The organism is Clostridium sp. UBA5119 (assembly GCF_002414285.1).
Taxonomy (GTDB): domain Bacteria; phylum Bacillota; class Clostridia; order Clostridiales; family Clostridiaceae; genus Clostridium_J; species Clostridium_J sulfidigenes.
Map to the genome: position 1 here is coordinate 31,722 of NZ_DHYX01000107.1, position 14,107 is coordinate 45,828.

General features: G+C 29.3%; 16 protein-coding genes and 2 pseudogenes. 13 read left to right on the plus strand and 5 right to left on the minus strand.

The window, feature by feature from the left end; genetic code table 11:
- Nucleotides 1-53 precede the first annotated feature (53 nt).
- The gene (gene murC / locus B2671_RS16345; RefSeq protein WP_422653248.1) at nt 54-1,379 is read right to left on the minus strand and encodes a UDP-N-acetylmuramate--L-alanine ligase; all 1,326 of its coding nucleotides are present in this window, start codon (nt 1,377-1,379) and stop codon (nt 54-56) included.
- A gap of 330 nt (nt 1,380-1,709) precedes the next feature.
- On the opposite strand from murC, the gene B2671_RS16350 reads away from it, so the two are divergent.
- The 9 genes and pseudogenes from B2671_RS16350 (at nt 1,710) to B2671_RS16380 (ending at nt 6,232) form a co-directional block, all read left to right on the plus strand.
- Nucleotides 1,710-1,922, plus strand: coding sequence for a helix-turn-helix domain-containing protein (locus tag B2671_RS16350; RefSeq protein ID WP_346871353.1), 213 nt, complete (start codon nt 1,710-1,712; stop codon nt 1,920-1,922).
- A 267-nt stretch (nt 1,923-2,189) separates the two neighbouring features.
- Entirely contained in the window at nt 2,190-2,456 is a 267-nt protein-coding gene (locus tag B2671_RS16355) for a GyrI-like domain-containing protein (RefSeq protein WP_346871370.1), read from the plus strand.
- 13 nt (nt 2,457-2,469) lie between these two features.
- Nucleotides 2,470-2,781 (plus strand): hypothetical protein, encoded by a 312-nt coding sequence (locus tag B2671_RS16360; protein ID WP_346871354.1) that lies wholly within the window; start codon nt 2,470-2,472, stop codon nt 2,779-2,781.
- Nucleotides 2,782-2,792: 11 nt separating this feature from the next.
- Nucleotides 2,793-3,047 (plus strand): GNAT family N-acetyltransferase, encoded by a 255-nt coding sequence (locus B2671_RS17630; RefSeq protein WP_414632645.1) that lies wholly within the window; start codon nt 2,793-2,795, stop codon nt 3,045-3,047.
- Nucleotides 3,048-3,214: 167 nt separating this feature from the next.
- Nucleotides 3,215-3,553, plus strand: coding sequence for a DUF6054 family protein (locus B2671_RS16365; protein ID WP_346871355.1), 339 nt, complete (start codon nt 3,215-3,217; stop codon nt 3,551-3,553).
- 22 nt (nt 3,554-3,575) lie between these two features.
- Nucleotides 3,576-4,253 carry a class I SAM-dependent methyltransferase gene (locus B2671_RS16370; RefSeq protein ID WP_346871356.1) on the plus strand — a complete coding sequence of 226 codons (678 nt, stop codon included), beginning with the start codon at nt 3,576-3,578 and terminating at the stop codon, nt 4,251-4,253.
- A 314-nt stretch (nt 4,254-4,567) separates the two neighbouring features.
- Nucleotides 4,568-4,693, plus strand: a pseudogene (locus B2671_RS17635) (S24 family peptidase); the annotation flags it as partial.
- A gap of 77 nt (nt 4,694-4,770) precedes the next feature.
- Entirely contained in the window at nt 4,771-5,682 is a 912-nt protein-coding gene (locus tag B2671_RS16375) for a PhzF family isomerase (RefSeq protein WP_346871357.1), read from the plus strand.
- Nucleotides 5,683-5,752: 70 nt separating this feature from the next.
- Nucleotides 5,753-6,232, plus strand: a complete 480-nt coding sequence (locus B2671_RS16380) for a GyrI-like domain-containing protein (protein ID WP_346871358.1) — start codon at nt 5,753-5,755, stop codon at nt 6,230-6,232.
- Between the two features lie 376 nt (nt 6,233-6,608).
- Here the strand turns inward: B2671_RS16380 and B2671_RS16385 are convergent, their stop codons facing one another.
- From B2671_RS16385 to B2671_RS16395, 3 genes are read right to left on the minus strand one after another with little or no spacing between them, the layout of a single operon-like run.
- A complete protein-coding gene (locus tag B2671_RS16385; RefSeq protein WP_346871359.1) occupies nt 6,609-7,379 on the minus strand; it encodes an ABC transporter ATP-binding protein in 771 nt (256 codons plus the stop codon).
- Between the two features lie 5 nt (nt 7,380-7,384).
- Entirely contained in the window at nt 7,385-8,407 is a 1,023-nt protein-coding gene (locus B2671_RS16390; RefSeq protein ID WP_346871360.1) for an iron ABC transporter permease, read from the minus strand.
- The gene (locus B2671_RS16395; RefSeq protein WP_346871361.1) at nt 8,404-9,411 is read right to left on the minus strand and encodes an iron ABC transporter permease; all 1,008 of its coding nucleotides are present in this window, start codon (nt 9,409-9,411) and stop codon (nt 8,404-8,406) included. The genes B2671_RS16390 and B2671_RS16395 overlap by 4 nt, the downstream gene beginning before the upstream one ends.
- A gap of 238 nt (nt 9,412-9,649) precedes the next feature.
- On the opposite strand from B2671_RS16395, the gene B2671_RS16400 reads away from it, so the two are divergent.
- The 3 genes from B2671_RS16400 (at nt 9,650) to B2671_RS16410 (ending at nt 12,444) form a co-directional block, all read left to right on the plus strand.
- Nucleotides 9,650-10,339: an ABC transporter substrate-binding protein gene (locus B2671_RS16400; protein ID WP_422653249.1), complete on the plus strand. Its 690-nt coding sequence runs from the start codon at nt 9,650-9,652 to the stop codon at nt 10,337-10,339.
- 799 nt (nt 10,340-11,138) lie between these two features.
- Nucleotides 11,139-11,606: a MarR family winged helix-turn-helix transcriptional regulator gene (locus tag B2671_RS16405; protein WP_346871363.1), complete on the plus strand. Its 468-nt coding sequence runs from the start codon at nt 11,139-11,141 to the stop codon at nt 11,604-11,606.
- On the plus strand, nt 11,590-12,444 hold the full coding sequence (locus tag B2671_RS16410) for a DUF6544 family protein (RefSeq protein ID WP_346871364.1): 855 nt from the start codon (nt 11,590-11,592) through the stop codon (nt 12,442-12,444). The genes B2671_RS16405 and B2671_RS16410 overlap by 17 nt, the downstream gene beginning before the upstream one ends.
- Nucleotides 12,445-12,714: 270 nt before the next feature.
- Here the strand turns inward: B2671_RS16410 and B2671_RS16415 are convergent, their stop codons facing one another.
- On the minus strand, nt 12,715-13,056 hold the full coding sequence (locus B2671_RS16415; RefSeq protein ID WP_035135739.1) for a winged helix-turn-helix transcriptional regulator: 342 nt from the start codon (nt 13,054-13,056) through the stop codon (nt 12,715-12,717).
- 247 nt (nt 13,057-13,303) lie between these two features.
- Here B2671_RS16415 and B2671_RS16420 point away from each other — a divergent pair.
- Nucleotides 13,304-13,938: pseudogene (locus tag B2671_RS16420) on the plus strand (flavodoxin family protein).
- Nucleotides 13,939-14,107 lie beyond the last annotated feature (169 nt).

The window sequence follows — 14,107 nt, forward strand, 5'->3', positions numbered from 1 at the left end:
GAGTGTGTAATAAATTATGTTGAATTTCATAACTTATCACACACCTTATTTTTTTATTCTTTTAATACATTGATAATTTTTCTAGATAATTTATAAGATTCACCTGCTCCAAAAACTATAATTATGTCTCCACTTTTAGCTTCATTAAGGAGCTTACTACATATTTTATCAGAGCTTTTTATATACTCAGCTTTATTTATATCTATTTTATTACATAGCATATCTAAATTAACTGGCTCTATGTTTTTATTTGCTTCTCGTCCTAAGAAGGGTTCGGTAATAATAACTCTATCTGCCTTTTTTAATGCTGTAGCAAACTCGTTAAAAAATAGTTTAGTTCTTGAAAGTTGATGAGGTTCAAAAATAGCAAAAACCTTTTTTCTAGGATAGCTAAGTTTAATTGAATCTAATGTAGTTTCTATTGCTGTAGGATGATGAGCAAAGTCATCAAAAATCTTAATATCATTAATATCTGCTACTAATTCTAGTCTTCTACCTATTCCCTTAAAATTTTTAAATGAATTCTTTATTGCATCTATATCAACACCTAACTCTAAGGCAGTAATTAATACCCCTAAAGAGTTTTCAACGTTATGCTTACCGATAAGTCCAAGCTTGAAATTATTTTCTTTATCTCCATTTACTACTTTAAAGGATGAATATTCGGGAGTATTTGAAGTCAATTCTGCTTTATACTCCATGTAAAAAGGAAATTCAAGCTTATTATCTATATAATATCCTNNACTATCTTCATTAACAACTAAAATTTTTGAACCTTTAAGTCTTTTTATAAAGTTCTTAAAAGAATCCTTAACATGATTTATATCCTTGAAAAACTCTGGATGATCCATTTCCACATTGTTTATTACAGCTATTGAAGGACTATAATTTAAAAAATTATTATTGAATTCATCAGCTTCACATATAAAGTAATCTGACTTTCCTAACCTGTATCCACCACCCCAGTTTTTAAAGGTTGTTCCGGCTTCAACAATTGGATCTAGACCACCATTTTCTAAAACAAGTCCCATTAAAATTGTAGTTGTAGATTTACCATGGGTACCTGCAATGGAAACAACAAACTTTTCATTTTGCACATATTTAGCTGAAAACTCCTGCCATGTCATTAAAATTCCTCTTCTTTTAGCTTCAAGTATTTCTGGATGATCCGGTGAAATATCTAAAATGGCAGGTGATATAGCTAAAATATCAATATCCTGTATATGGCTTGAATCATGACCTTTTAAAATATCTATATTATTTTGTAAAAGAGCATCTTTATAATATCCTGATATATTCAAGTCACATCCTGAAACATCAAACCCCATGTTCTTTGCAATAATTGCTATAGGTGCAGCACCACTTCCGCATATACCCATGAAATGCACTTTTATTTTATTTTCCAATATAATTCACTCCTATCATAATGTAATTTAGATTAAGAATATGTTTTAGAAAAGCCTTTGTTCTGCTATTTATTCAAAATAAAGTTGATTCACATTAAATTACAATTTTCAAATTAATTATNNTAACATGAATTTACTATTGTTTTCCAATAGGTAAAAAAGAAATGATTATAGACTTGCCACATGAAGCTCAAGAAGCTATTCAATTCAATTTTAAAGTAATGTATAATAAAAATTAAGTAAAATTTGATAATATATGAAAAATTAGGTTGTTTTTAAAATATAAATAAGAAATTAAATTTAATGAATTTTTTTATCTTTGGCAAAGAACTAACAGAATATATTAGAAATCGTAGGCTAACACTTGCTGGTGAAGAGTTATCTTCTAAAGATGTAAAGATTATTGATATAGCTATTAAATATGGTTATGAAAGTCCAGATGCGTTTACTAAAGCTTTTCAAAGACTTCATGGTTCAACACCCTCTATGATAAAAAATGGGCAATACAAGACTTAAATCATTTCCAAAACTCTCATTTCAAATATCAATCAAGGGGGAATTCGAAATTAATTATAGAATAGTTAAACAAGATGAGTTTTAATTTTTTGGAGTGGATTTTTTAACCACATTAATAGATAATGCATTGTATAAAGAAATACCAGAATTTTGTGATAGGATTTGGGAGGATGGAACTCATCTTAAGATTAATGAATTTTTAGGATATTCTAAAATGAATATGCTTTATGGAATTCATTATGATTTTAAAGAAGATGGAAGTAGAAGATANNGTGGAAAGTTCCTGATAAAGATATACCTAATGAATATAAAATAGTAAACATACCTTCATGTACATGGGCTGTTTTCGATGGCAGGGGTGATAACTTTAATACCCTTGCCATAGCAGATTTATGGAAGCTAATATATTCAGAATGGTTTCCATCATCAGGATTTGAACAAATAGAAGGACCATGTATAGAAAAGTATTTTTGGGATGATGATCAATATATTAATTATAGTTGTGAGTTATGGATTCCAGTAAAAAGAAAATAAAATGGGGGATAAAATGAGTATTGAAATAAAAAATCCAAAGGAAGATCAGTATGGTAATAGTAAAGAAAATATTTTTTTAGCCTTTAGTGATGATAGAAGCTATTTTGGAAGTGCCTATACATATCCTAATATAAATTATCATCAGGCCCATGAAACACCATACCTTATCTTTATAGATATTGATATAGAATCTAATGTAGACAAGCTTTTAAAAGACGAAGTTAAACAAAAATTATTTGATACGGTATTCCTAAGGGCTAAAGAGCTTCAGAGGGAAAGACCAGACTTAATAAGGAAAAGCATTTTAAAAATCTATATTTTTTAGTTGATGGAAATATACAAGGTGGTTGCACAATCTTTGAAAAGCACGGTTACGGCTATATTGAAACTTTATATGTTTTATCAGAAGCACGTGGCAAAGGAATATCAAAAATTATAGTTAAGTATATATTTAATTATTTCTTGTCAAAAAACTTGAATAAAACAAAGCTAGAAGTATGGGAATTTAATAAACGTGCAATAAATTTATATAAATCTTTTGGGTATAATGAGGTTGAAAAGAACTTCATGTTTCCAGGTATAACTCTTTAAATACCATATTTTAAGCAAGGATTAATTACAAAATATGTTATAATAGAAGTGTAAAATAACTATAACCTATTAGATAAATATGAATTTAAGGATAGTGATTTTTCATAAACATATAGTAGAACAAAAACAAATTGAATTAATTAAATATTTTATGGGAGATGAGTATTATGACTGGAGATAATTTTAATGTTAATTTAAGCTTAAGTGAAGTAGCTGAATTATTAGATAAAGGAATAGTAAATGGAAGTATTACAGGTGAAAGGATAGATTATCATGTTGTAAATATTGATGATATTCATGCTATGATTGTAATAGTCTATGAAAAACATTTCTATAGAGCAGGGAACAGGCTTACATTAACAGTATGCATAAATAATGTTAATGATGTTACACATGTTCACTGCATAGGAGCTGGTGGTGGTGAAGGACTATTTAGATTTGACTGGGGAGCAAGTGATAAATTTACTAATTCTCCAAGAGAAATATTAAAAAATTATATAATATAAACAGTAATTGGGAGGTGTATTTGTGTCTAATTACTATGAACAAAGTTTAAATTCTACAAAATTGTTTAAGGTTTACGATACAAAATATCCAAGAATTAAGCGTTATTTAGGTGAAGAAATCAAATTTGTGCGTGAAAATTTACAGGGTAATGAGAAGATTTTGGAGGTTGGAACAGGCTATGGCCGTATAATTAAGGAACTGGCACCTTTTGCATCAAAGCTTGTAGGTATCGACATTTCAAAGGACTCTGTAGAACTTGGTAGGAATTATATAAAAGAAATCCCTAAATGCAGTATTGAAGTTATGGATGTCCACAACCTTAAATTTGGTGAAGAATTTGATGTGGTATTATGTTTACAAAATGGTTTATCAGCTATGAAAGGATACCCTATGGATTTAATTAGACAATGTATGAAAGTGCTTATTCCTGGAGGAAAGGCTTATTTTAGCACATACAGCCCTAAATTTTGGAATCATCGTATAGCTTGGTTCTATGAACAGGCGAACAAGGGGCTGCTTGGAGAAATTGATTTGGAAAAAACTCATGATGGTATGATTGTGTGTAAGGACGGATTTGTTGCTAATACATTTTCTGAAGATGAACTTAAAAAGTTTGGTGAGGAATTCGGTAGTGATTATAGCATTGAAGAAGTAGATGAGTCGAGTCTATTTCTTATTATTAAAAAGTCCATAGGTTAATTTTAGTCTATCCTTAATTTTTATAAAAAAATATCATAGCGAGATTGAGGTAGGGAGCATTTTACATTCATCTATGAAACCCTCCATAATACATTTCTGTGTTATGAAGGGTTATTTTATCTACTTTCCCTCCACAAACCATTTATAATTTGATTCGTAAAATACGTACTTTTCACGGCCTTGAATTTTGCAAGTATATCTAATTCAGGCTCCTCCAGCTTTTAAGTTTTGCATTTGTGCTTCTACCAACATATAAAAGGTCTGAAGCTAGTAAAGACCAAGCTATGTTTTTATAATTTGCCTTTGAAAATAACTCCTACTGTAAAAAGATTTCTATTTGTGGAGATGGAATTAAGCTTATTTCTCTTAATGAAAAATATGCCCCTATAGCTGTTCCCAAAAATGTAGAGTTTCATTGCTTTGGGAAAGTTGTGGAGTAATAAATACTTTAGTAAATTGTCAAAACTAAGAAAGTAGTACTTAATCTATAAATTTACAATATATTAGGGGGTAAATCATGACAAGAAAATATAATTTATATCAAATTGATTCATTTACAAAAGAAAAATTCACAGGAAATCCAGCGGGAGTAATAACAAATGCAGATGGATTAACTGACCATGAAATGCAAAAAATAGCTAGAGAACTTAATAACTCTGAAACAGCTTTTATTTTTTCTTCAAACAGTAATGAGTATGATGCTCATATACGTTTCTTTACTCCTACAGATGAAGTACCAATCTGTGGGCATGCCACTATTGCTGCTCACTATGCCCGCGCTATTGAAAATAGTCTCCATACTTCAAGGGTTTATCAAAAGACAGGTGCTGGAATTTTGCCCGTTGATATAGTAAAGGAAGATAATGATTACAAAATAGTTATGACACAAGGTAAAATTGAGTTTGGTACTATTATTGATGGAGTAAATAAAAAAGACCTTCTATCAGCACTTAATATAAGTAATAATGATTTACTGGAAAATTATAAAATACAGATTGTTTCTACAGGTCATTCTAAGGTTATGATTGGTATAAAAAGTATTGATATTTTAAACACATTAAAGCCAGACTATGATGCACTTTCTAGATTAAGTAAGATTATTAAATGTAATGGGTATTATGTTTTTACGATTAATTCACAGGAGAGTGACATTTTAATACATGGTAGAATGTTCGCACCTGCAATAGGCATCAATGAAGATCCTGTAACCGGTAATGCAAATGGTCCTTTAGGGGCATATCTTGTCCATAATAATCTTGTTAATCATAATAATTCTTTGTTCGAATTCAAGGCTAAGCAGGGTGAAGCTATAAAGCGACCAGGTATTATTGAAGTTAAGGTGAAAATAGAAGATAAAGAACCTATTGAAGTGGAGGTTTGTGGAAATGCTGTTATAATATTTAAATCTGAACTAGTATTAAATGATTAAATAAATTTACATTTTAAGTAAATGACAAAGTGGGGAGTAATTACAACTAATTTATATAGGGGGAAATCAAATGGATATTAAAATCGAAAAATGTATTAAAAGTTCTTTTTCAGTAATAGGAAAAGAAGGTTCAACTAAAGAGGGAAGCGGTTTTGTAAGTAAGCTGTGGAAAAATGCCAATAATCATTTTAATGAGGTTGAGTTTCTAGCGAAGAAAGATGAAAAGGGAAATGTTTTAGGTGTTTGGGGATTGATGAGTGATTTTTCGAGAAGCTATCACCATTGGGAAGAGAATTTTACAAAAGGATTATATTTAGCGGGGATAGAAGTCATAGATGATGCTGAAGCACCTGATACTTGGACAAAGTGGACAGTTCCTTCATTTGAGTATCTTTATGTAAAAGTTGATAATGAATACGAAGAAGCCTTTTCTTATGTTTTAAATTATATGGACAGTAATGATATTAAGTTAGCAGGTGCTGTATTTGAATACAATTGCCCAGAAGAAGATGGACAATTATATTTGTTTTTCCCAATTAGAAGATTATAAATTTGTTAAAGTTTCAATTAAGGGAATTCTTTTTAAGGGTTCCCTTAAAAAATTTATGTAGGGAACTATTAAAATATAAAAATATAAACCTATTTAACTATAGAAATATATAACTATTAAAATAGTTGTTGTGGTCATGCGGATTTTAGAGATTTTCCAATTTTGAAGTTAGGATTAAGTATGTAAAAATGTGAAAAATAAATAGCAATAGAATTATACTAATAAAAAAGTTATTCCCTATTGTAAAATAATTTATCTAAGTTACAATAAGGTATAACTTTTAATCTATGTATAACAAAAGGATGTGGAACACCTCAATAATAACATCATATTATGATACGAATAACTATATCTTAATATGTTTTCATTATAAAACTTAAATAAAAGGTACACATAATTTACAGTTATCTATAGGAGAATTAATAAGATTACATTCAACATCAAAGACATCCTTTATAAGTTTTTCATTTATAATCTCATCCTTAGGGCCTTGAGCCAATATGTTTCCATTCTTTATAGCAACTATATTATCAGCATATTTTAATGCATGATTTATATCGTGAATAACCATTACTATGGTTCTATTTTCTTTTTCATTTAAATTTCTTAAAATATTTAAAATTTCTAGCTGATACTTTATGTCTAGATGATTTGTAGGCTCATCTAAAAGGATGATATCTGTATCTTGTGCTAAAGATAATGCAATCCAAGCCCTTTGTCTTTGACCACCAGATAGGTTATTTAAACTTATATCCTTATCGTTTATAAGTCCAACCTTTTTTATGGCTTCTAAAACTAGATTTTCATCCTTTTTACTCCAAAATGATAATAAATTATGATAAGGGTATCTTCCTTGTTTCACCAAATCATAGACAGTTAAATCTTCTGGAGCATTACTACTTTGAGGAAGCATGGACATAAGCTTGGCAACTTCCTTTGAAGGCATTTTAAGAATATCTCTATTCTCCATGAGTATATCTCCATTTTTAGGTTTAAGTATTCTTGCTATGGCCTTTATTAATGTAGATTTTCCACATCCATTAGAGCCAATTAAGGCAGTAATTTTTCCTTTTTCTATATTTATATTAATATTATCTAATATAATTTTTTCATCATAACATAACTTTAAATTTTTTGCTTTTATCATTTCTATCATCCCCTTTTGTAGTATCTTTTTCTAACTAAAAGGTATATAAAGTAAGGTGCTCCTATAAAAGCTGTAAATATACCTATAGGTAAATCCTGTGGATAAAATAACCATTTAGATACAAAATCAGCTAATAATGTTATTATTCCACCTATAAGTATTGAAAGTGGGATTACATTTTCAAACTTTGAATCTACCAATTTTCTTGCAATGTGAGGAGCTATTAAACCTACAAAAGATATACCACCACCAATAGTTACAGCTCCCGCTGCTAATGCAGCAGAAACGCCTAAGAGTATTATCCTGCTTTTATGTAGCTTATTACCAAGGACTATTACAACTTCATCTTCAAGCTGATGAAGATTTAAATCTTTAATAAATATTAATGTTAATGTAGCGAAAGTACTAAATATTACTATAATCAGTATTGCATGTGTCCAGTTAGCACCATATATACTTCCTGTTATCCAAGTTGTGGCTTCTTTTATAAAAATTATTGGTCCATTTATTATAAGAATATTAGTTATGGCCTTAGCAATAGCAGAGACTCCAATTCCTATTATAATTAATTTATTTGTTGAAGAAGATTTTCCATTTATAAGCAAAATACACATTAAAGCCATAAACGAAAATATAAAAGTAAATATAGGCATATATAATATAGATGTTGTTAATGAATTATTCTTAGGATCTATAAAAATAGTTAAAAACACCAATGCTCCAACGGAACCTCCATTAACTACACCTAATATATCTGGAGATGCTAAATCATTTTTAACCACTCCTTGAAGTATAGCTCCCGATAATGCTAAAGAGGCTCCAACAAAAAAGGCAACAAGAACTCTTGGTAACCTTATTTTCGTAACTAAAATAGATGAAAATCCTGTATTTATTCCTAATATACTTTTTAGTACATCTAATGGACCTACCATAGCTTCACCTAGGCATAATGAAAAAAATATCATTAAGATAGTAATCCCTAGTAAAAGCGCACTTAACTTAATAGCTTTTTTACTTATATTTATCATTGTCTGGTCCTCCTTTTCGCAACATATATAAAGAAAGGACCGCCTATAAGTGCAGTTAAAGCACCAACTGGGACTTCTTTTGGATAAATTATAAATCTTGACATTATATCTGCAAGCAATAGTATAGATGCCCCTGTTAATATAGAAAATGGTATTAGCCATTTATAATCAGTTCCAATAAATTTATGTACTATATGTGGAGTTATAAGTCCAATGAAAGCTATTGGACCTGCCAAAGCCACAGATACACCAGATAAAATAGCAACTATAGCTATTATAACTATTTTAAAATATAGAGTTTTCATACCCAATGACCTTGCCATTTCTTCTCCTAATGAAAATACATTGAATTTTTTACCGATAAGCAACGTAAATACTATTACTATTAATATTATTGGAATAAATTTAACTATTAGTTCTAATTTTTTCCCTTCAACAGAACCTGTCATCCAATAAACAACCTGCTCAAGTGCAGCCTCATTTTTATATAAAATACCTTGTGCTAAGGAAAAGAATAGTGCACCTAAAGCAGTACCTCCTAATGTTAAGTCCATAGGCCTTATGTCACCTGAAAGACCTCCACATAATAAATAAACTAGTAGAGAAGATCCTAGTGCACCTAAAAAGGCTAACCATGAAAGTCCTAGTGAAGATACATTAGGAAAATATGTGAGAGCTATAACCAAAGTTAATACTGCTCCGGAATTTATACCTAAGATACTTGGCGAGGCTAATTTATTTCTAGTCAGTCCTTGAGTTAAAAGTCCAGATACTCCAAGAGCTCCTCCAACTAGAAGAGAATTTAATGTTCTTGGAATTCTTGAAGTCCTTATGATTATATGTTCTTGAGAATTATTAAAATCTTTATATGCATCTATTAAAGTATCATAAGATGTAGGTATAAATCCTTTAGTAATACTTAAGTAACATAATATAAGAGTGAATATTGTAAGTAATATAAGTAACATCCATCTACCGCTATTACTTTTTAGAATATTTTTCATATAACTCCTCCGCTTTATAATATTGAAAAATGATATCATTTGTTATTGATAATCTTTCTCAAACATGATATCATAATTAAGTGATAAAATCCATAATAAATTTTAGGAGGAATAACAAATGCAAAAAAAATTATTATATGCAATTTTATCAAGTATGCTAATTGTAAGTTTACTTGTTGGTTGCTCTAATAAAACAGAAAATACAACAGATTCTAAAACTATATCTATACAACATGCTATGGGAACAACAGAAATTCCTGAAAATCCAAAGAATGTTGTTATATTAACTAATGAGGGTGTAGAAGCGCTTCTTACCCTTGGTGTTAAACAAGTTGGAGCTGTAACTGGTTTTACTGGTGATTGGTATGAACATACTAAAAATGAACTTACCGATGCTAAACCTGTTGGTAAGGAGACAGAACCAAATGTAGAAGCAATTGCTGCTTTAAAACCTGATTTAATAATTGGAAACAAAATGAGACATGAAAAGATATATGACCAATTAAGTGCAATAGCACCAACTGTTTATTCAGATACAATAAGAGGCGAATGGAAGGATAATTTTAAATTCTATGCTAAAGTTTTAAATAAAGAATCTGAAGGTGAGAAAGCTATACAAGCATATGAAAGTAAGATTACTTCTATAAAAGAAACTTATAGTGATAAATTAAATAATGAAATATCACTTGTGAGATTTATGGATGGAAAAACTAGAATATACCTTGGAGATACTTTCTCTGGAACTATTCTTAAAGAAATAGGATTTAAAAGACCAGCAGCTCAACAAGGAACAGACTTCGTTAATGAAATAGGCAAGGAAAGATTAAATGAAGCTGATGGAGATGTAATGTTATACTTTACTTATGAACTAGGAGACGGTAAAGGTCTTGCTAGAGAAGAAGAGTGGTTAAATGATNNCGATGTTTAAGTCTCTAAATGTTGTAAAAAATAATAAAGCTTATAAAGTAGATGATACTATTTGGAATACAGCAGGTGGGATAAAAGCTGCTAATTTAATGCTTGATGATTTAACTAATATGTTAAAAGAAGGAAAAATATAAAGTTAAGATCGTGGTAGACCTGGTAATTCTGCACGCCGGGATTCTTGTGCAAGGTGCGTTGGGCAACTAACACATCAACCACGACCTATAACAGAAAATAAGGGTAGATTTTTATAAATCTACCCTTTAATATTATATAAATGATGAAAAGATTGATGCATAACGCTGATTTTTTATGTAGGCATAGGTTGGATAAGGGAGTATTTGTTTAATATGGTATGCATTTACGAAGTAGGTTAATAGATATGGTATAATATGAGAATAAAACGGTTGTTGTTTATAGAGGGGATTAATAATGAAAAATATATATTATAATTAATAATAGTATTATAAAGCATCACAACAGTAATATATTGTGAGAATGAAAAGATGTGTATATTTGTGAATTGAGAAACGGCATTGATACATGGATTGATTTGTTTTCTGCACTTGGCGACATAAGTTCATTGTATTACATGGTAGTGAGGGAAATAAAGCATACAACAATTATATTTATCGAGCTTAAGATATTAGAGAAAGACTATAATAAAATTAAGTATACATTATCTCTTTGTAAGTATTGACATAAAGGTAACTGGTTACGTATAATTATATATGTAACCAGTTACCTTTAAATTGAGATAAGTAAATATTAGTGAATATAATTTTTATGGAGTGTGATGAATAGTGGATAAAAAAGAGGGTAAGAAAATGGAAGCTTATATATATGGAGGTATATTTGCTTTATCTAATAAATTACAACTACTAGGAGATAAATTCGATTCTAATATATCTACAAAACAATGGTTTTTAATTGCTATTATAGCTAGCTTTAAATATGAAGCGCCAACAATTTCAATGACTGCGGAAAGAATGGGGACTTCAAGACAGAATGTTAAAAAGATGGCTAATATATTAGAAAGAAGAGGCTTCTTAGTAATAGTTAAGGATAAAGAAGATGGGAGAATACAAAGATTAGAATTAACAAATTACTGTACAGACTATTTTGAAGAAAGAATGGAAAGCGAAGAAAAGTATATTGAAAATTTGTTTGCAGATTTTGATGAAGAAATGTTATTAGGTGTATTTAAAGGGATAAAGCAATTAGAGAAAAATATTATGGTATTGGAGAAACAAAATGAAGAGGAGAGTTAAGAGAAAAATGGGGTTAATTTTAGGAGTAATTTTATTATTAGTATCTATATTAGTTATTTATTTCAATGTATCTTATTCAAGATTAAAAACAAACTTTAAGGATTATTTAGTTGAAAGTGAAGAAAATACTAGTGAAAACAAAGAAGCTACCAAATATACATTGGAGGACTTACCACAATCCATGCAGAATTTTTATAGCTATACTAAGCTAGTTAATAAAGTGAATAGTAACCATGTGAGTTTTGATTTTAAGGATGCCGATTTTGTAAATATAGAGATGAATAAAACATTGAAAATAGATTATTCAGAGCATATTTTTGGAGATGTTCCATCTAGATTTGCTTTTATAGATTCATCACTTTATGGCATACCATTTCAAGGCTTGGACTCATTTATTAATGGTGAAGGCGGGATGAAGGGAGTAATAGCAAAAAATATTACTCTATTCAATCAACGCGGGAAAGACATGAATAAAGCAGCTTTAGTGACATGGCTTGCCGAAATTATATTTATGCCGTCACAGCTATTAAGTGGAGATGTATACATAAAAGAAATAGATAAAAATACAGTGGGTGTATCAATAACATATGATAACATAAAGGCAAGTGGAATTTATAAATTCTTAGACAGTGGAGAGCTTGTTGAATTTACAACTGATGATAGAGCACTTATCTATAATGATGGAAGATTAGAACATAGAAAATGGTCTGCGCTATATGAAGATTATAAGAATAATGGTGATTTACTATTACCTAATAGATTAAAATCTAAGTGGCATTTTGATAATGAAGATATAATATATTTTGATGGTACTGATATAGAATATACATTCTATTAGTAGATTGGTAGTTACAGTAGATATGATTTGAATCTATAGGTGAAAACCATTTTACTAAAATTGTTATATGAAAATATAATATTATAAGTTTTACATTAGAGGTTCAAATATAGGGGAGAGTAGACAGACTTGTTAAACACAAAACTGTACATGCTTATTTTTTATAAAAATTTGATATAATATAAAGTAAAAAAACTCCCATGTATAATGTGATTACATAGGAGTTTTAAGTTTTAATGACAATTCCATGAAGAAGAAACATTAATTATATTATTCACAACTGCCATCTAAATCGGGGTAATATTTAATAGACCAAGCTTCAAATTCTTTAATAATCTTAGTAATTTCTTTCCCTTTATCAGTTAGATGATACTCAACCTTAGGTGGAATTTCAGCATATATTACCTTACCTATTAATCCATCACTTTCTAATTCTTTTAAGTTTTCACTTAAAATTTTTTGGCTTATGCCTTTAACAATTCTTTGAAGCTCTAAAAATCTTTTTGGTTCATTATATAAACTACATAATAAAAGAGCCTTCCATTTACCACGTATAAAATCCATTGCAAAATCTAATAAACAAACATAAGTTTTATTATTGAAAGAAATCATTAAATTACCTACTTTCAAATGTTTTTACATAAGATATTATACTAGAATTTTTAATGTAAATAAAGAATGTTAAATATTAATATTTAATATCTTATTTTCCTATATAAATAAGGTATCTTAATAAATCCTACCTTTAGGTAAGTCATCTAACGTAAAAGTGCGTACTTGTTAAGTATTATAGGCATTTATATAATGAGAACATAAGTAGTGGACAAATACAAAATAGATTAAGATGAGGAGATGTAATATGAAGGTAGTTGCTTTTAATGGAAGTCCTAAAAAGGAGGGTAATACATATAAATCAATAGAGATTATAGCAAAAGAATTAGAGAAAAAAATATTGAGGTAGAGATTATTCATGTTGGAAATAAGGTAATACGTGGATGCTTAGCCTGTGGCGGATGTAGTAGAAATAAGAATGAAAAGTGTGTTATTAATAACGATGGGGTTAATGAATGGATTGAAAAAATGAAAGAGGCTGATGGGATTATATTAGGATCTCCAGTTCATTATTCAGCTATTGCAGGAACAATGAAATCATTCTTAGACCGTGCATTCCTTGTAACATCAGTAAATGACGGTATGCTTAGACATAAAGTTGGAGCAAGTGTTGTTGCAGTTAGAAGATCAGGAGGAGTTCCGGTGTTTGATCAATTGAATAATTATATTAATTATTCAGAAATGTTAATGCCTACATCAAATTATTGGAATGTAGCTTATGGCAGAACAGAAAATGAGGTTCTTCAAGATAGTGAGGGAATGCAAATAATGAGAGTATTAGGTAAGAATATGGCCTGGCTAATGAAACTTGTTGAATTTGGAAAAGAGAATGTTGAAACACCAAAAAGAGAAGAAAAGAATTTTATGAATTTCATAAGATAAATATATTAATAAAAATAATTAAAGGGTTAGAAGGAGAAGAAGTAATATGATAGATAATATGAATAGTACAATTACTTTAAACAATGGTATTGAAATGCCAAGACTAGGACTTGGGGTATTCAGAGTAGAGGATAGTTCAGAATTAATAAATGCAGTTAAAGTAGCAATT

Coding starts and splice junctions, on each gene's coding strand:
- B2671_RS16350 (WP_346871353.1), top strand. CDS start 1,710: ATGAATTTTTTTATCTTTGGCAAAGAACTAACAGAATATATTAGAAAT.
- B2671_RS16360 (WP_346871354.1), top strand. CDS start 2,470: ATGAGTATTGAAATAAAAAATCCAAAGGAAGATCAGTATGGTAATAGT.
- B2671_RS16365 (WP_346871355.1), top strand. CDS start 3,215: ATGACTGGAGATAATTTTAATGTTAATTTAAGCTTAAGTGAAGTAGCT.
- B2671_RS16375 (WP_346871357.1), top strand. CDS start 4,771: ATGACAAGAAAATATAATTTATATCAAATTGATTCATTTACAAAAGAA.
- B2671_RS16380 (WP_346871358.1), top strand. CDS start 5,753: ATGGATATTAAAATCGAAAAATGTATTAAAAGTTCTTTTTCAGTAATA.
- B2671_RS16385 (WP_346871359.1), bottom strand. CDS start 7,379: ATGATAAAAGCAAAAAATTTAAAGTTATGTTATGATGAAAAAATTATA.
- B2671_RS16390 (WP_346871360.1), bottom strand. CDS start 8,407: ATGATAAATATAAGTAAAAAAGCTATTAAGTTAAGTGCGCTTTTACTA.
- B2671_RS16395 (WP_346871361.1), bottom strand. CDS start 9,411: ATGAAAAATATTCTAAAAAGTAATAGCGGTAGATGGATGTTACTTATA.
- B2671_RS16410 (WP_346871364.1), top strand. CDS start 11,590: ATGAAGAGGAGAGTTAAGAGAAAAATGGGGTTAATTTTAGGAGTAATT.
- B2671_RS16415 (WP_035135739.1), bottom strand. CDS start 13,056: ATGATTTCTTTCAATAATAAAACTTATGTTTGTTTATTAGATTTTGCA.